Here is a 17047-nt window from a genome sequence, read left to right as displayed (position 1 = left end):
GTGCCCCGGCCGGGCGGGCCGGGCCGGTTTCGGATCACGGTGGTCCGGATCGGGGTGGTTCGGAACGGTCCTGCCGGGATGTGAGGATGGGTGCCGCAGCCCACAGCACCGTTCGAGGGGAATGACCAGCGTGATCCGAGTCCTCGTCGCCGACGACGAGCCGCTGATCCGGGCCGGAATCAGGATGATCCTCGGTTCCGCCGAGGACATCGAGGTGGTCGCGGAGGCCGCCGACGGGCGGGAGGCGCTGGAGCTCGCGCGGGCGCACCGGGTGGACGTGGTGCTGCTGGACATCCAGATGCCGGTGATGGACGGGCTGACGGCGCTCGGGGAACTGGCGAAGGTCGCCCCCGGCGCGCGGGCGCTGATCCTCACCACCTTCGGGGAGCGCGAGAACGTCCTGCGCGCCGTGACCGAGGGCGGTGCCGGCTTCCTGCTCAAGGACACCGCGCCGCACGAGCTGATCCAGGCCGTCCGGGCGGCGGCGGGCGGGAACGCCTTCCTCTCGCCGGCCGCGACCCGGCACATCGTCGACTCGCTGGCCTCCGGGCGCAGCGCCTCGCTGGCCGCCCGCGCCGTCGCGGCGCGGCGTCGGCTGGAGGTGCTCACCCCGCGCGAGCTGGAGGTGTTGGCCCTGCTCGGAGAGGGTCTGTCCAACGCCGACGCGGGGGCGCGGATCCACATGAGCGAGGCGACGGTGAAGACCTATGTCAGCCGGATCCTGGCCAAGCTGGGCTGCGACAACCGGGTCCAGGCGGCCCTGTTGGCGCGGGACGCGGAGCTCGACGGCCGTCGCTGAGGGCGTTCGTGTGGTCGCCGTACGTGTCGGACGTGACGGATGCCACTCGATGGCGGCGCGGAACCGGGAACTCCGGGTGCGGTGGTGACGGTGCGTCAGCTGACGGTTCCTCCGCGTGGATGGTGTGACGGCTTTCTCGGGCGGACAGGTGTGAGTGAGGGCACGGAATTTGACCGTTTGATCTTGGAAATCTGGTCAAAAATGGTCAAATCGGGCATGATTTTTTGACCCGTACCGCCGGTAACAGTCAACTGACCTGCGACGTCGAAGAATTGCTTGCTGCGTCCGGGTGATGCCCCCTAGCTTCATTGGCGGCGCAACGAGCGCCACCCGGGTTCACCCCGACGCACTGCCCGCCGACTGACCCGCGGCGTGAGGGCGGTGCCCGCCGACGAGACCGGCTCGAACAGGCCGTCGGCGTGCGGAGGTGACCGGGGCGGCACGACACGTCCGACACGTGTCCGGCCGCCCGTCGAGTGAGGTGAGCGAAAGACTGCCGGCCCATGTCCCGGGCCTGGTTCCGCATGCCCACCCGGGACTTGTCGAGAGGAACTGTATGAATCCCCGTCACGAGACCGCCGCTGCCACCGACACCACCGCCACCACCAAGCGCCACCGCGTGCGGATGGCGGTCCTCGCGGGCGCCGCCGTCGCGGCCCTGCCGGTGGCCGGCCTCGTCACGGCCACCTCGGCCTCCGCCGCTACCTCCTCGACCTGGGACGCCGTCGCCCAGTGCGAGAGCGGCGGGAACTGGAGCACCAGCACCGGCAACGGCTTCCACGGAGGACTGCAGTTCAGCCCGTCCACCTGGGCCGCGTACGGCGGGACCGCGTACGCCTCCCAGGCCAACAAGGCGACCAAGGCGCAGCAGATCGCCGTCGCGGAGAAGGTCCTCGCCTCGCAGGGTGCGGGCGCCTGGCCCGTCTGCTCGCAGAGGGCGGGCCTGGGCAAGGGCGGCGCCCCGGCCGTCGCCGACACCTCGGGCGGCACGGCGGCCAAGGCGGCCAAGCCCGCCGCCAAGCCGGCCACGAAGGCCGCCAAGCCCGCGGCCAAGCCCGCCGCCAAGCTGGCGGCCGCGCAGCAGGCGCCCAAGGGGCAGCCCTCGGCCAAGCCGGCGCAGTCCGCGCCGGTCGCGCCGAAGAACACCGCCGCGGGCGGCTACACCGTCAGGAGCGGTGACACCCTGAGCGACATCGCGGCCAAGTTCGGCACCGACACGGACAGCCTGTACCAGAAGAACCTGCGCACCATCGGCGCCGACCCGGACCTGATCTTCCCGGGCCAGACGCTGACCGTCTGACCGTCTGACCGACTGACGGCTGTCCGACCGGCCGAGCGGCCGCCCCCATCAGGGCGGCCGCTCGGCCGGTCCCGGCGCGTTCGCGGTCCGTTCCCGGGGTCCCGGGCCGGGCGGCCGGCGGTCGGACCGCACCACCGGTGGTCGGCGCACACGCCGGGGCACGGGAGCACGTCGCGACTTGGTTGAACGTTGAACGCAACGTCCGAATACCGCCGGAGGTTTGAAGGGCCCCGGGCCAGGATCGAGTCATGTCCGAGATCGGAACGAGGAGTTCTGGAGATATGACGATGAACGGTGCGGCAGTGCTCGACAGCCTCGACGGCAAGGTGGCCCTGGTGACCGGCGGCAGCCGGGGGATCGGGGCGGCGGTCGCCCTGCGGCTCGCCGAGGACGGCGCCCACGTGGTGCTGACCTACCAGGGCGGCGCGGAGCGGGCCGAGGAGGTCGCCGCGAAGATCACCGCGATGGGGCGGACCGGCTGGGCCGTACGGGCGGACAGCGCCGACCCGGAGGCGGTGCGGGGCGTGGTCGAGGCCGTCGTCGAGCGGTTCGGGAGGCTGGACGTCCTGGTGAACAACGCGGGCGTCGGCGTCCTCGGCCCGATCGGCGACCTCACGCTGGAGGACGTCGACCGGGTCCTGGAGGTGAACGTCCGGGCACCCTTCCTGTACGCCCGGGCGGCCTCCGCGCACCTGACCGAGGGCGGGCGGATCGTCAACCTCGGCAGCTGCATAGCCCAGCGCGTCGCCTTCCCCGGCGCCACGCTGTACGGGACGAGCAAGGCCGCGCTGATCGGCCTGACCAAGGCGCTGGCCCGGGAGCTCGGGCCGCGCGGGATCACCGCCAACCTGGTCCACCCCGGGCCGATCGACACCGACATGAACCCGGCCGGCGGCCCCGCGGCGGAGGGCCAGCGCGAGCTCACCGCGCTCGGCCGCTTCGGCACCGGCGCGGAGGTCGCCGCCGCGGTCTCCTACCTGGTCGGCGAGGGCGGCCGGTACGTCACCGGCGCCGAGCTGGCGGTGGACGGCGGCTTCGCCGCCTGACGCGGGTTCGACGGCAGGCCCCCGGGGCGTGTCCCGCAGGCCCGGCAGGGATCCGCGGGGCGCGCCCCGGGCGGCGGCGGGCCCGGTGTCGCGCCGGGCGGTTGTCGGCGCACGCGCTTACGATCGCCCGGCACGACCCGTGCTCCCGGACCGGGACCCGTACCGAGAGGTGTGCCATGACCGCAGCGGAAGACCCGATCGGGCTGCTCGCCCGGGCGCTCGCGCAGACCGCCGGGCTGATCGACGGCACCGGCGTCGAGCTGGCCGGCCACCCGACGCCCTGCCGCTCCTGGGACGTCGGCGACCTGGTCAGCCACCTCCTGCACGACCTGCGGCAGTTCACCGTCCGGGCGAAGGGCGGGCAGCCGGACTGGTCGCAGCCCTTCGAACGGGTCGAGGAGGACTGGCTGCACGCCTTCGAGGCCGGGGCGGAGGAGCTGGTCGACGCCTGGCGCGCGGCCGGCGACCTCGGCGGCACCCTGGAGGTCCCCGGCGTCGGCACCCTCCCGGCCCGCTTCCCGGTGGACCAGCAGACCACCGAATTCGCCGTCCACGGCTGGGACTTGGCCCATGCCACCGGCCAGTCCACCGAGGGCCTGGACCACGAGGTCGCGCTCGCCGCGCTCGCCTGGGCGGCCGGCGCGCTCAAACCCGGGTACCGGGGCGCCGAGGAGGAGCAGCACGCCTTCGGGCCCGCCGTCGACGTCCCCGAGGACGCCCCGGCGTACGACCGGCTCGCCGCCTTCTTCGGCCGCGACCCGGCGGCCACCTGACGGGGTCGGAGCCTACCGGCGGCTCCAGCGGAACTCGATCTCCGGGTGGCGCGGGGACGGGGCGTCGAGGAGCGGGGCGGGGCGGTCGCGGAGGAAGTGGTCGGCGAAGGCCCGGACGTAGGTGCGGGTGAGTGCGGTGGCGCGGGCGGGGGCGATGGTGCCGAGCAGGGCGGCGTAGCGCTCGGGGGGCAGGTGGCCCGGGAGGTTGCCGGGGACGGCGGCGTGCGGCAGGTCGGTGAAGCTGAAGTGGCCCGCGCCCAGGGTGCGCAGTTGGCGCCCCCAGGCGTGGTGGTGCTCGCGCCAGCGCCGCCAGGTGTCGTGGTCCTCGAGCGAGGTGAGCAGCAGGAACGGCCGGTCCAGCCCGAGCTCCGGGACGGGGGAGCCGAACAGGCCGCCGTCCAGGTCGAGGCCGATCCGGAAGCGCGGGTCCTGGCGCAGCGCCTCGGCGGCCGCGGCTCCGCCCATGGAGTGGCCGAGCACGCCGATCCGCGCCTCGTCGACCCGGAACGGCAGTCGGCCGCCGGTCAGTCGGCCGGTCACGAAGCGCAGGTCGCCGACCCGCGCGGCGATCTCCTCGCGCTCGGCGGCGTCCCAGTCCGGTGGCTCCTCCGACAGGACGCTGCGCACCAGCCGGCCGTCCGGGAACTCGACGGCGGCGGCGTCGTAGGTGTGGTCGAGAGCCGCGACGAGGTAGCCGTGCGCGGCCAACTCCTCGGCCAGCGCGGTGCAGTTGCTGCGCCCGCCCTTACGGCCGTGGCCGAGCAGCAGCAGGGGGAGCGGGCCGGGGTGGGCGGGTGCGCCGGCGCGGGCGGTGGGGCGGACCAGGCCGAGGGTGCCCGGGTCCAGCGGCAGGGCCTGTTCGATCACGGCCGCGACCCGGGGGGTGGTGTACGGCGCGCGGGGCCGGCCGGCGGTGCCGCGCGCCGGGTACCAGAACTGCACCATCAGCTCGCGTGGGCCGGGCGTGGGCGCGAAGGGGTCGAGCCGGTCGTGGTCGACCAGGTGCAGGCTGACGGTGCCGACCGGCCGGCCGACAGTGGGCGCGGGGAGGTCGATGGTGCGCGGCGGGGCGGTCGGAGCGACCGGCGCGGCGAGGGCGGGCGCGGCGGGCAGCAGGGCGGCGGTCCCGCCCAGGCCCGTGAGGGCGAGCAGTGAACGGCGCCTGATCATGCGTCATCCTTGCCGGCTCGGCGACGGGGCCCGGTCAGCCTAGGTGGTCTGGACCGGTGACGCCAGGGTTCGGACCGGCGGAGGATCGGCGGCGGGACGGCGGTGGGCCGAACCCGGGCCCGGGGCTCAGGGCTTGGCGCCCTGCCGGGTGGCGGCCTGCTTGATCGCCTCGCGGATGCGCGGGTACGTGCCGCAGCGGCAGATGTTCTGGATCTGGTCGATGTCCGCGTCCGTCGGGTTCGGGGTGCGGCGCAGCAGGGCGACGGCGGTCATGATCTGGCCCGGCTGGCAGAAGCCGCACTGGGCGACGTCGCAGGCGAGCCAGGCCTCCTGGACGGGGTGGAGGACCTCGCCGTCGGCCAGGCCCTCGATGGTGGTGACGGTGTGGCCCGCGCAGTCCTTGACGGAACGGGTGCAGGGCTGGAACTCCTGGCCGTCCAGGTGGCTGGTGCAGGCGCGGCAGACGCCCACCCCGCAGCCGTACTTGGGGCCGGTGACGCCGAGCTTGTCGCGCAGCACCCAGAGCAGGGGCATGTCGTCCGGGGCCTCGACGGTCACGGGCTGCCCGTTGAGGACGAAGGTGTGGCTGGGCATGGGGGTCGCGGTTCCTCGGCTGGCTCGGCTGGTGGTCAGAAGTTGATCGGGAAGGAGCGCGGGCTGGTGCCGGTCGCGCGGGCGTAGGCGTTGGCGACGGCGGCGGAGGCGGCCGGGACGCCCAGCTCGCCCGCGCCGCCGGGCGGTCCGCTCGGCGGCATCAGGTGGATCTCGACCACCGGCGGGGTGTGCCGCTGCCGGGCGTAGTGGAAGTCGCCGTAACTGCCTTCCCGGAACGCGCCGTTGTCCAGGTGGTTGCCGGCCTGGAGGATCACCGAGATGCCGTCGACCAGCGCGCCGGTGAGCTGGGCCTCCAGGCCGGTGGGGTTGATCACCCGGCCGACGTCGGCGACGACGACGGCCTTGGTGACCCGGGGGTTGGCGCGGTCGGTGGCGTCCAGCTCGACGAGGTAGGCGACGGAGGCGCTGTGCTCGTCGTGGTAGCCGATGCCCTGGGCCTGGCCGGGGGGCATCGGGCGGCCCCAGCCGCCCCGTTTGGCGAGCTCGTCCAGCACCGCCCGCCCGGTGGCGCTGCGCATCCGGTCGCGGCGGAAGGCGAGTTCGTCCTGGCCCATCCGGCGGGCGAGTTCGTCCATCATGATCTCGTCGGAGACCCGGACGGTGCCGGAGTAGACGGAGCGCCAGCTGCCGGTGTGCAGTTCCAGTGGCACCTCGGCGAGCAGCTGGTTGGTCACCCCGACGTCGTACGGGATCTTCTCGGTGAGCAGGAAGAACAGCTCGGCGCCGGTGAGCCCGGCCAGCGGGAGCTTGTAGCCGGCGGCGGTGAACACGTCGCCGAGGCCGTGTCCGAGGTCGGTGCGGACGCCGGCCACGTGGTGCTCCCAGCTGAACACCTGGCCGAGGCCGTAGGTGGCCCGGACGATGTGGTGGCTGGCGGGGCGCATCCGGCCGTGGCGCATGTCGTCGTTGCGGGTCCACATCAGCTTGACCGGGCGGCCGGCGGCCTTGGAGACCTGGGCGGCCTCCAGGGCGGCGTCGAAGAACAGCCGGCGGCCGAACGAGCCGCCGCCGCGCACCACGTGGACGGTGACGGCGTTCGTCGGCAGGCCGAGTTCGGCGGCGATGGTGCCCTGGGCGAGGATCGGGCTCTGCGCGGCGAACCACAGCTCGGCCCGGTTCGGCCGGACGTCGGCGACGGCGGTGAGCACCTCCATCGGGGCGTGGTTGACGAAGGCGAAGTCGAACTCGCCCTCCACCCGGTGGGAGAGCAGCGGCGGTGGGAGGGACGGCAGGTGGGCGGCGCGCAGCCGGGACCGTACGTCGGCGTCGGACAGGCCGGCGACCGGCCCCGGGTTCCAGGTGGTGCGCAGTGCGTCGCGGGCCTTGAGCGCCTGGTCGAAGGTCTCGGCGAGGACGGCGACGCCGGTCGGGATCTGCACCACCCCGAGGACTCCGGGCATGGCGCGGGCGGCGGAGGCGTCCAGGGACTTGAGGGTGCCGTTGACGGTGGTCGGGCGGGCGACCACGGTGGGCACGGCGCCCGGGACGTCGAGGTCCCCGGCGTACTTGGCACGGCCGGTGACGATGTCGCGGGCGTCGATCCGGCCGGTCGGCCGGCCGACCAGGCGCAGCTGGTCGGGGGTCTTGGGGAGGGCCGGGACGGCGGGTGCGGCGACGGTGGCGGCCTCGGCGGCGAGGTCGCCGTAGCCGAGCCGGCGGCCGTCGGGGGCGAGGACGGCGGAGTCGGCGGTGCGCAGGGTGGGCGCGGGAACGTTCCAGCGCCTGGCGGCGGCGGTCACCAGCCGGGCCCGGGCGGCGGCGGCCGCGGCGCGCACCGGGTCGTACAGCGAGCGGATCGAGTTGGAGCCGCCGGTCAGCTGGTTGAAGAGCAGTTCGGGGCGGGCGTCGGAGAGCGGGACGTCGACGTCGGAGAGCCGGGCGTCGAGCTCCTCGGCGACGATGACGGCGATCGCGGTGGTGAGGCCCTGGCCGACCTCCAGCCGGGGCAGGTGCAGCACGGCGCGTCCGGCGGGGGTGACTTCGAGGACCAGCAGGTGGGCGGTCGGCAGCCCGGCGATGATCATCGCGTCGCCGAGGTCGACGATGTCCGGGATGCCGGGCAGGCCGATCAGCTGCTGGGGGAGGGCGGTCTCGCGGACCGGCACGGCGGCCGCGGCGGGGGACGGGACGGGGCGCGGGGCGGCCTGTGCGGTGGCGGGTGCGACGGCGTCGGCGCCGAGGCGGGCGCCGACGGTGAGGGTGGGCGCGGCCAGCAGGTAGGTGAGGAAGCGCCGGCGGCGGGTGCCCTCCGGGCCCGGGGCGTCCGGGTCGGCCGGAGCGCCGGCGGTGCCCGGGGCGTCCGTGGCAGCAGCCGTACCGTGCGGGTGCCCGGCGTCGCGCGGTCGGCCGTTGGAGTCCGAGGGGGCGAGGGAGGTGCTGATGGGAGGACACCCTTCGGGCCGGAGACGGCGACGGAACGGGCGGGCGGGGCGGCCCCGGGCCGGTGCCGGATCGCGAACGCCGTTGAGCATAAAAGGAGGCTACTGACGGGTCAACACGGTCAAAGTTGGCCCTTGGTCGGCCCGATCACGGTTGTGCGGCGGTCGGCGGGAGCGGAGTCGGAGCGGGTACGGACGGCGCTTCGGAGCTGCGGGCGGGGCCGGAGCAGGGCCGCCGGGACGGGCTCGGAGGCGCCAACTGGCGCCCCTCGCACGCGGGTTCAGGGGTCGGTCGACGGTGCGGCGGCAAGGGGAATTGGCCCAGGAAATTCCTTGATCACTGGACCGTTCCACTGGGCCGGTTCTTCCGTAGGCTGGGGGCGCACCCGAACCGGCGGTTGCGAAGACCGACTCCGCGCGCCGCCCGTCCGGGGGCCGGGAACAAGGGTGACGGTCCGTGAGGCGTTTACGGCCGCAGGGCGTTGACGGCCCTGGGGGCGCGTGCGGGTGACCGCCCGGACGCCTCCGGCCGGTGGCGCCCGCGAACGAGTGAAGGAGGGGCATGCCGTCCGACCGAACCGCCCGTTGGGGCGCCCTGCCGCCCGCCGGGCCCCAGCGGACCCTCGCGGCCGCCCAGTTGGCCGCCGCCGTGGGCGACGGCGCGTACTACACCTGCTCCGCCCTCTACTTCACCCGGGTGGTCGGGATGTCCCCGACCGCCCTCGGGCTCGGCCTCACCCTCGCCTGGGCGCTCGGCTCCCTCGCCGGCGTCCCGCTCGGACACCTCGCCGACCAGCGGGGCCCGCGCCGCACCTCGATGGCGCTCGCGCTCGGCACGGCGGCCGTGGTCGCCGCTTTCCTGGTGATCCGCTCCTACCCGCTGTTCCTGCTCGCGGTCTGCCTCTACGCCACCGCGCAGTCCGGCCTGACCGCCGCCCGGCAGGCGCTGGTCGCCGCCCTGGTGCCGCCCGCGCAGCGGACCGCGCTGCTCGCCCACATCCAGTCGACCCTCAACGGCGGACTGGCCGTCGGCGCGGCGATCGGCGGCATCGCGCTCAGCGTCGGCACCCGCGCCGCCTACCTGGCCGCCTTCGCCGTCACCGCGCTCGGCTTCCTGATCGGCGCGCTGGTCCTGCGGCGGCTGCCCGAAGCCCCGCCCGCGACCGGGCCGTCGGACGCCGGGCCGCGCCTGGCCGTGCTGCGCGACCGCCGGTACGCCGCCGTCACCGCGGTCAACGCCGTCCTGCTGCTGCGGATGCCGCTGCTCAGCCTGATCATCCCGCTCTGGATCGCCGCGCGCGCCCCCGGGATCGGCTGGCTCGGCTCGGCGCTGTTCGTGCTCAACACCCTCGCGGTGCTGGCCTTCCAGGTCCGGGCGGCCCGCGGCATCACCGGACTGGAACCGGCCGCCCGGGCGGTCCGCTCCGCCGGGCTGCTGCTGCTCGGCTCCTGCGCCGTGTTCGGGCTGTCCGCGCTGGACGTGCCGGTCTGGGCGGTCGGCGCGCTGCTGGTCGCCGCCTCCGTCCTGCAGGTGGCCGGGGAGATGCGGCAGTCGGCCGGCAGCTGGCAGATCGCCTTCGACCTCGCCCCGCCCGGGCGGATCGGCCAGTACCAGGGCTTCTTCGGCACCGGCGTCGCCGTCGCCCGCACCCTCGGACCGCTGCTGCTCACCGCGCTGCTGCTGGAGGGGGGCCTGGCCGGCTGGCTGGTCCTGGGCGGGGTGTTCCTCGCGGCGGGGTACGCGATGGGGCCGGTCGCCCGCTGGGCGGCCCGGGACCGCGGTCACGCGGTGTCACCGCCGGCGCCGCCGGTGGTGGCGGGAGCGGCGCCGGGGGCCTGACCGTACCGGACGGGAACCCCCAAGGCGGCCCGGGGAGCATCCGACGGGACCGGGCCGGAAACCCGGTGGCCCCGGGCCGCCGCCCGCTGGCATGCTGGCCGCGTGGACCGACCCCAGATCCAGCTCGACTTCGCCCCCGAGCTGCACCTCTTCGTCTCCGCGCCCCGGCGGGCCGGCCGTACCGCGCTGCGCACCGACGGCGCCTCCACCCTCGGCCACGTCGTCGAGTCCCTGGGGGTGCCGCTCACCGAGGTCGGCGCCCTGCTGGTGGACGGCCGGGCGGTGCCCGACAGCCACATCCCGGCCGACGGCGAGGAGATCACCGTCCGGGCCGTGGCCAGGCCGCAGCCCTCGCCCGTCCCGGCGCGCTTCCTGCTGGACGTCCACCTCGGCACCCTCGCCCGCCGGCTGCGCCTGCTCGGCGTGGACGCCGCGTACGAGAACCCCGACATCGGCGACGCCGCCCTGGCCGCCCGCTCGGCCGCCGAGCAGCGGATCATGCTCTCCCGCGACCGCGGCCTGCTGCGCCGCCGCGAACTGTGGGCCGGCGCCTACGTCTACAGCCACCGCCCCGCCGAGCAACTGCGCGACGTGCTCTCCCGCTTCGCGCCGCCGCTCACCCCGTGGAGCCGCTGCACCGCCTGCAACGGCAGGCTGCACCCGGCCACCAAGACCTCGGTGCGCGAGCAGCTGCGGGACGGCACCGAGCGCTCGTACGACGCCTTCGCCCAGTGCGAGGACTGCGGCCAGGCCTACTGGCGCGGCGCCCACCACGCCCGGCTGGAGGCGATCGTCGCCGAGGCGGTGCGCGACTTCGGGCCAGGCCGGGCCGGCGGACCGGGCCAGGAGCCCGGGCCGGTCGGGGAGTTCGGGGAGTTCGGGGAGGTCCACGGGTCCGGGGAGGGCCAGGGTCGGATCGGGGTCGTCTCAGGGTAGTGCGCTCTGGCGGACGGCCCGGCGCCCGTGGTCCCATCGGCGGTGGGGGACGAGACCACGCTACTCGCTCGCAGGAGAGAGGCCAGGTCGTCGTATGAGTACTCAGCCAGGGCAACAGCCCTTCCGCACCACGGACACGGGGGACACGGACACCGCGGTGGTGACCATCCCGGTCGGGGCCGAGGCACGCCCGGAGGAAGACCCCTGGAAGGCGACCGTCCGATGAGGCGGGGAGTGCTGCGCCGCCCGCTGGCGGCGCTGGTCGCCGCCGCGGCCGTGCTCGGGCTCTCGGTCGCCCCGGCGGCCGCCGCCGGGCCGTCCGGGCCCGCCGAGCCGCATCTGCGGTCGCGCTACGTGACCATGCCGGACGGGGTCCGCCTCGCCGTCGACGTCTACCTGCCCGAGGGCACCCGGGCCGGCGCCGACCTGCCCACCGTCCTGGTCACCCAGCGCTACTGGCGGGCCAGGGTCAAGGCAGGCCAACCCGGCGGCACCAGTGGCGAGGCCGAGCGGTGGACCGCCCGCGGCTACGCCTACGTGGTCGCCGACCTGCGCGGCACCGGCGCCTCCTTCGGCACCCTCACCTCCGAACTCGGCGCCGACGTGACCGCCGACAGCGGCCCGCTCAGCGACTGGATCGCCGCCCAGCCCTGGTCCAACGGCCGGATCGGCACCACCGGCATCTCCTACGGCGGCGACACCGCGATGCTCGCCACCTCCCTCGGCAACCACCACATCACCGCCGCCGCCCCGATCTCCTACGACTTTGACCCCTACGAGGACCTGGTGCGCCCCGGCGGCCTGCTCATCGAACCCCGGGTCGCCCCGTACGCGCTGCTGCTGCGCATCCTCGACCAGGCCGGCGGCACCACCTGCGAGACGGACGAGGACACCCGGCAGCTCTGCGCGCGCATCGGCCTCACCGGCCTCCAGCCCCGGCCGGTCGACGGGCCCGACGGCCCCGCCCTGCTCGCCGCCGCGCGCGCCGAGCACGCGAACAACGCCAACCTGGTCGAGATGGCGCACTCCGGCGTCCACCGCGACTACCGGGACGGGCCGAAGAGCTGGACGGTCGGCAGCGTCGGCGAGCGGACCGACGCCGTCGAGGCCGGCGGGGTGCCGGTCCTGACCAGGGCCGGCTGGCTCGACGCGGGCACCGCCAACGGGGTGCTCTCCCAGTTCACCGGCCTGTCCAACACCCAGGACGACTGGATCGGCCCGTGGAACCACGGCGCCGGCTGGTTCGCCGACCCGTTCCAGCCCGCCCGCCCGCTCACCGGGCAGGAGCACCAGGAGAACGACCAGCGGGTGCTCGACTTCTTCGACCGCTACGTCCGCGGCGACGCCCGCCCCGACGGCACCCGGCGGGTGCACTACTACACCTTCAACGAGGGCGTCTGGCGCACCACCACCCGCTGGCCGGTGCCCGGCACCCGCACCCGGCGGTTCGACCTCGGCGCGGGCCGCTCGCTCACCGACCACCCGCCCACGGGCCGTTCGTCCGTCGACGGGGCGGACGACCGCCGCGGCGGCTCCGACCAGCTGCTCCTCGACCCGACCGCGGGCACCGGCCCGCTGGACCGCTGGAACACCAACCTCAGCGGCGACGAGGTCAGTTACCCCGACCGCGCCGCCGTCGACGCCAAGCTGCTCGGCTACACCACCGCGCCGCTGGGCGCCGACACCCGGGTCACCGGCAACGGCAAGGTCACCCTCGACGTCACCGGCCTGGCGGGCTCGGCCCGCGGCGCCCTGCACGTCTACCTGGAGGACGTCGCGCCGGACGGCCGGGTCACTTATCTGACGGAGGGTCAACTCTCGCTGGCCGACCGGGCGGTGGCGGACCGCTCGGACAATCCCGACTGGCGCCGGCTGCGCACGCCGCGCAGCTACGCGGCCGAGGACGCCGAGGACTTCCCGCAGGGCCGCGCGCAGCGCGTCACCATCGACCTCCAGCCCGTCTCGGTGCTGTTCCGGGCCGGTGAGCGGATCCGGCTGACCGTCGCGGCCGCCAACCCCGACTCCTTCCAGCTGCTCCCGGCCGACGGGAAGGCGGGCTACCGGATCGGCTGGGGCGGCGACCGCGGCTCGGCGCTGGAGCTGCCCGTCGTGCGCTGAGGGGTGCGACGCGGGGCACCCGGTCTCGGCCGGGCGCCCCGCGTCGGCACGTCACCTCACGTCGTGTCGCGCCGGGTCACGCGTCCACGACCTCCAGGCCGTACGCGGTCACGGCCTGCCGCAGCCCGCCCGGGTACCCGGCGAGGGCCGGGGTGAACTCCCAGTCCCCGGAGGGCTCGCGGTCGAACCGGCCGAGCCGCATCGCGGTGTTGGTCTCCGCGCCGTCCGCCAGGTGCACCACGGCCGCGTCCTGTCCGGCGCCGGCCTCCAGGATCAGCGCGGGCCCGGCGAACCCGCCCATGGTGGCCCCGGGGTGGTTCTCGGTGTCGGCGGCGGCGATGACCACCAGCCGGTCGACGTCGGCGGGCAGCGCGTCGAAGTCGACCATCAGGCAGGCGTTCGCGTCGCCGTATCCGGTCACCAGCCGCACCGAACCGTCCGGCGTGGAGCCGTTGTTGTAGAACACCAGGTGGTCGTCGGAGAGCGCCACGTTGCCCCGGCAGACCAGGGCGGCGATGTCGTACTCCTCCTCCCCGGTCCAGTGCAGGAGCAGCCGGGAGGGCTCGGCGGCCACCTCGATCGCGGGCAGTCCGTCCAGGGCGCCGGCCTCCGCGGAGGCCTCGTCCTGGACGGCCGCGAAGACCTCGTGGAAGCCGTGGTGCTTGAGCAGACCGACCAGCTCGGAGCCGTTCAGCAGGGTGATCGGCTTGCCCGCGACGAACTGGTGCGAGCTGGGGCCGAACCTGCTGGTGGTGACCAGGACGGCCTTGGTCGCGGCCTGGTCGTGGCGCAGCGTCCCGTACAGGTCCCGCACCGCGGTGGGCGCCACCGTGTCCCGGTACCGCTTCACCTGCACGATGACGTTGCCGCCGCGGAACGGGTCGGGGTCGATGCCGCGGACGTCCACCCCGCCGTCCCGGGACCGGGCGGTGAGCTCGACCTTCATGCCCATCGCCTCCATCAGCCGGGCGATGAGGCCTTCGAACTCGACCGGGTCCATCGCCAGCAGGAGCTGGAGTTCGCGGACGCGCCGGGCCATCCGGCCGCGGTTGGCGTTGGTGTCGTCTCGGAGGTGACGGAAGAGCGCGCGCTGGGCGCGGCGTTCGTCGGCGTCGGGGTTGCTGAGGCGGTGGAGCTTCCGGCTCCGGGACATGGGCGTGCCCCCTCTTGCATGGTGACGGCTGTTGCAGGCGTCACCGTAGAGGAATCGTGGACGAAGAATTGTCGGGCCGTCACTTCCGCCGCACAATCGAGACCTGGCACACGGGCACCGGCGTGCGCACGGGCCTCGGGCGGCGCGGGGGCGGCTCGACGGCGGGGGTGCTTCCGGTGGCCGTCCGGACGGCGGACAATCCCCCCAGGAGCCGAGGAGGAGGCCAGCGGTGGAGTTCGAGGTCATGATCGAGACCCCGCAGGGGTCGCGGAACAAGTACGTGATGGACTTCGTGGCGGGCCGGATCCGGCTGGACCGCACCCTCTTCACGGCCACCGCCTACCCCGCCGACTACGGCTACGTCGAGGGCACCCTCGGCGGCGACGGCGAGCCGCTGGACGCCCTGGTGCTCGGCGGCGAGCCGGCCGTCCCCGGCTGCGTGCTCACCTGCCGGGCGGTGGGCGTGTGGGTGATGCGCGACGAACGCGGCCCGGACCAGAAGGTGCTCTGCGTCCCGGCCCACGACCCGCGCTACGCCGACCTGCGGGACATCGGCGACCTGCGCGAGTTCGACCTGCTGGAGATCACCCACTTCTTCCAGGTGTACAAGGACCTGGAGCGCGGCAAGTCCGTCGAGGGCTCGCACTGGGCGGGCCGCGACGCCGCCTACGCGGAGATCGCCGAGTCGCGGGCCCGCGCGGCGGGCACCCGCTTCGCCGACCCGGCGTAGCGGGCGCCCCCCGGGCCGCCCCGGGCCGTCCCGGACCGTCCGCGGGGCGTGCCCGGGGCGTGCCCGGACGGTCCGTCAGAGCCTGGCGGCGCTCAGGATCGCGCGGACCTCGTCGCCGATCGCGGCCTCGTTCTGCTCGAACTCCGGTGCGGTGAGCCGGTCCGGGTCGGCCGGCAGGCCGTTCAGGACCGGGGTGTGCAGATGGCCGCCGGGGAGGTCCGGGGCGAGGAACAGGCGCAGCCGGTTGGAGCGGTAGGCGACCTCGTTGGAGAGGTACCCGCCGCCGCCACCGGAGACCGCGCGGGAGCCGGGGGTGGGGCCGTCCGGCCGGAAGACCGGCCCGGTGGCGCCCGCCGGGATCTCGGTGACGAAGGTGTTGAGCAGCACCGGGAAGGGCTGCTGGACGGCCCGCATGGCGTCGGTCGGCAGGGTGGTGCGGACGAACTGCGGCCCGGGGGCCAGCCCCGGGGCGTCCACCGGGTGCTGGGAGGTGCCGCCGGAGAGCGCGGCCACGTTGTCGGTGGCCGGGTCGGCGGAGCGGGCGCGCCCGGCCCACTCCTCCAGGGTGAACTTGCCCGGGTAGCCCTGGCTGATGCTGGTGATCAGGTCGGCGGACTGCCGGCCCGGCCGCAGGTGCGGGGTGAAGGCGCGCTCCACGATGCCCTTGTCGAAGTCCCCGTAGCGCACCGGCAGGACGACCGCCCGGACCTCGGCGGTGCTGCCGTCGGCGAGCGTGATCCGCTGCCCGTGCAGCTGCAGGACGGCGGACCCGGAGGGGTTGGCGCGGCGCGCCTCGGCGTCCAAGCCGAACGGGTCGAAGCCGCTGACGAAGATCCGCCGGACGCCGGGGGCGGCGCTGAAACCGTCGTCCAGGCCGCGCGAGGCGTCCTCGAAACGGGCCCGCAGCGCGGCGTGGTCGACGTCGAACCGGGGCTGCCAGCGGGCGAGCTGGACGGTCATGGCGAGCCTGGTCCAGTACAGCGGGCGGTCGTCCCGGGCGGGCAGTTCGCCGCTCGGCCGCCGGCCCTGGGCGCGGTCCACGCCCGCCTGCCAGAGCGTCCGGCCCCAGGTGTCGGCCACCCGCTCGGCCTGCCGGGCGTTGCGGGCGGCGCACAGCGCGGAGGGGAAGCCCCCGAGCAGCTCGCCCAGGCCGGAGCGCTCGGTGAAGCCGGCCGTGCGGGCGTCCTGGAGGCGGGCCTGCTCGGCGTCCAGCGGCACCGTGGCGGAGGTGCGGCAGCCGGCCGGGGCGGCCTGGGCGGCGGCCGGGGCCAGCAGGGCGACGAGGGTTCCGGCGAGCGCGGCGGCCAGTCCGGCGGTGCGGCGTAGACATGTCATGTGCGCTGACAATAGGTCCGGACCTGACGGCCCGCCAGAGTGCCGACCCGGCGCGCCGTACGCCGGTCCAAGGGCCGCCGGACCGGCCCGCCCGGTACCGGGAGGCGCCGCCGGGGGCCCCTCGGGCGGCGTTCCGCCGCTGGTGGGACGGCGTTCCGGCCCGGACGGAAAGCCGGCGGTTCGACCGGGAACCGCCGCGAGTTCTACAGCGTTGTCGTGGTCGAACAGCGGTACTCGTACGGTGGTGGAGGAAGTTCCATGAGCGTGGCCCTGACGAAGGGTGGCAACGTCTCCCTGGGCAAGCAGGCCCCCGGGGTGCGGGTGGTGCGGGTGGGCCTGGGCTGGACGGCCGGTGACGGGTACGACCTGGACGCCAGCGCGCTGCTCTGCGGGGCGGACGGGAAGGTCGCCTCGGACCAGCACTTCGTCTTCTTCAACAACCTGCGGAGCCCGGACGGCTCGGTCCGCCACCTGGGCGGGGCCGGCGGCGGCGCCGACCGCGAGCAGGTCGAGGTCCGGCTCGCGGAGGTCCCCGCCGGGGTGGAGAAGGTCGTCTTCGCGGTGGCGATCTACGACGCGGCGCAGCGGCGGCAGTCCTTCGGGCAGGTCCGCGGCGCCCACATCCGGGTCGTCGACCCGGACAGCGGCACCGAGGTGGCCCGGTACGACGTGGCGTCGGAGGCCGGCAGCGAGACGGCGATGGTGTTCGGCGAGCTGTACCGGCACGGCGCGGACTGGAAGTTCCGGGCGGTCGGGCAGGGGTACGCCGACGGGCTCGCGGGCATCGCCACCGACTTCGGGGTGGACGTCCTGCAGCCGGCGCCCGCCGCCGCCCCGCCCGCCCCGGTGAAGCC

The 17047-nt window shown here is 75.2% G+C and carries 13 protein-coding genes and 1 pseudogene; 9 read left to right on the top strand and 5 right to left on the bottom strand.

Features of this window, described 5'->3' with window-relative positions:
• Positions 1 to 130 precede the first annotated feature (130 nt).
• From AMK13_RS35985 to AMK13_RS35970, 4 genes are all read left to right on the top strand, one after another.
• Positions 131 to 799 carry a response regulator transcription factor gene (locus AMK13_RS35985; protein ID WP_049652130.1) on the top strand — a complete coding sequence of 223 codons (669 nt, stop codon included), beginning with the start codon at positions 131 to 133 and terminating at the stop codon, positions 797 to 799.
• Positions 800 to 1355: 556 nt separating this feature from the next.
• On the top strand, positions 1356 to 2099 hold the full coding sequence (locus tag AMK13_RS35980) for a LysM peptidoglycan-binding domain-containing protein (protein ID WP_074005763.1): 744 nt from the start codon (positions 1356 to 1358) through the stop codon (positions 2097 to 2099).
• 281 nt (positions 2100 to 2380) lie between these two features.
• Entirely contained in the window at positions 2381 to 3145 is a 765-nt protein-coding gene (locus tag AMK13_RS35975; RefSeq protein ID WP_198959499.1) for an SDR family NAD(P)-dependent oxidoreductase, read from the top strand.
• A gap of 176 nt (positions 3146 to 3321) precedes the next feature.
• The gene (locus AMK13_RS35970; protein ID WP_074005762.1) at positions 3322 to 3918 is read left to right on the top strand and encodes a TIGR03086 family metal-binding protein; all 597 of its coding nucleotides are present in this window, start codon (positions 3322 to 3324) and stop codon (positions 3916 to 3918) included.
• Positions 3919 to 3930: 12 nt separating this feature from the next.
• Here AMK13_RS35970 and AMK13_RS35965 read toward each other — a convergent pair whose 3' ends face one another.
• From AMK13_RS35965 to AMK13_RS35955, 3 genes are all read right to left on the bottom strand, one after another.
• A complete protein-coding gene (locus AMK13_RS35965) occupies positions 3931 to 5088 on the bottom strand; it encodes an alpha/beta hydrolase (RefSeq protein ID WP_074005761.1) in 1158 nt (385 codons plus the stop codon).
• Positions 5089 to 5214: 126 nt separating this feature from the next.
• Positions 5215 to 5682: a (2Fe-2S)-binding protein gene (locus tag AMK13_RS35960; RefSeq protein ID WP_049652133.1), complete on the bottom strand. Its 468-nt coding sequence runs from the start codon at positions 5680 to 5682 to the stop codon at positions 5215 to 5217.
• Positions 5683 to 5717: 35 nt separating this feature from the next.
• Positions 5718 to 8174: a molybdopterin cofactor-binding domain-containing protein gene (locus AMK13_RS35955; protein ID WP_079272820.1), complete on the bottom strand. Its 2457-nt coding sequence runs from the start codon at positions 8172 to 8174 to the stop codon at positions 5718 to 5720.
• A gap of 469 nt (positions 8175 to 8643) precedes the next feature.
• On the opposite strand from AMK13_RS35955, the gene AMK13_RS35950 reads away from it, so the two are divergent.
• From AMK13_RS35950 to AMK13_RS35940, 3 genes are all read left to right on the top strand, one after another.
• Entirely contained in the window at positions 8644 to 9921 is a 1278-nt protein-coding gene (locus AMK13_RS35950; RefSeq protein WP_074005760.1) for an MFS transporter, read from the top strand.
• A gap of 102 nt (positions 9922 to 10023) precedes the next feature.
• Entirely contained in the window at positions 10024 to 10857 is an 834-nt protein-coding gene (locus AMK13_RS35945; protein ID WP_079272819.1) for a Mut7-C RNAse domain-containing protein, read from the top strand.
• A 222-nt stretch (positions 10858 to 11079) separates the two neighbouring features.
• Positions 11080 to 12975, top strand: coding sequence for a CocE/NonD family hydrolase (locus tag AMK13_RS35940; protein ID WP_074005759.1), 1896 nt, complete (start codon positions 11080 to 11082; stop codon positions 12973 to 12975).
• Positions 12976 to 13051: 76 nt separating this feature from the next.
• Here AMK13_RS35940 and AMK13_RS35935 read toward each other — a convergent pair whose 3' ends face one another.
• The gene (locus tag AMK13_RS35935) at positions 13052 to 14128 is read right to left on the bottom strand and encodes a restriction endonuclease (protein ID WP_049652136.1); all 1077 of its coding nucleotides are present in this window, start codon (positions 14126 to 14128) and stop codon (positions 13052 to 13054) included.
• Between the two features lie 229 nt (positions 14129 to 14357).
• On the opposite strand from AMK13_RS35935, the gene AMK13_RS35930 reads away from it, so the two are divergent.
• The gene (locus tag AMK13_RS35930; protein WP_049652137.1) at positions 14358 to 14858 is read left to right on the top strand and encodes an inorganic diphosphatase; all 501 of its coding nucleotides are present in this window, start codon (positions 14358 to 14360) and stop codon (positions 14856 to 14858) included.
• A gap of 75 nt (positions 14859 to 14933) precedes the next feature.
• Here AMK13_RS35930 and AMK13_RS35925 read toward each other — a convergent pair whose 3' ends face one another.
• Complete coding sequence (locus AMK13_RS35925) at positions 14934 to 16193, bottom strand: hypothetical protein (RefSeq protein ID WP_074005758.1); 1260 nt, start codon at positions 16191 to 16193, stop codon at positions 14934 to 14936.
• A 258-nt stretch (positions 16194 to 16451) separates the two neighbouring features.
• On the opposite strand from AMK13_RS35925, the pseudogene AMK13_RS45510 reads away from it, so the two are divergent.
• Positions 16452 to 17003, top strand: a pseudogene (locus AMK13_RS45510) (TerD family protein); the annotation flags it as partial.
• Positions 17004 to 17047 lie beyond the last annotated feature (44 nt).

It is taken from the genome of Streptomyces sp. CB02056 (genome assembly GCF_001905545.1).
Lineage (GTDB): Bacteria > Actinomycetota > Actinomycetes > Streptomycetales > Streptomycetaceae > Kitasatospora.
This window is presented reverse-complemented; position numbering and strand designations above follow the sequence as displayed.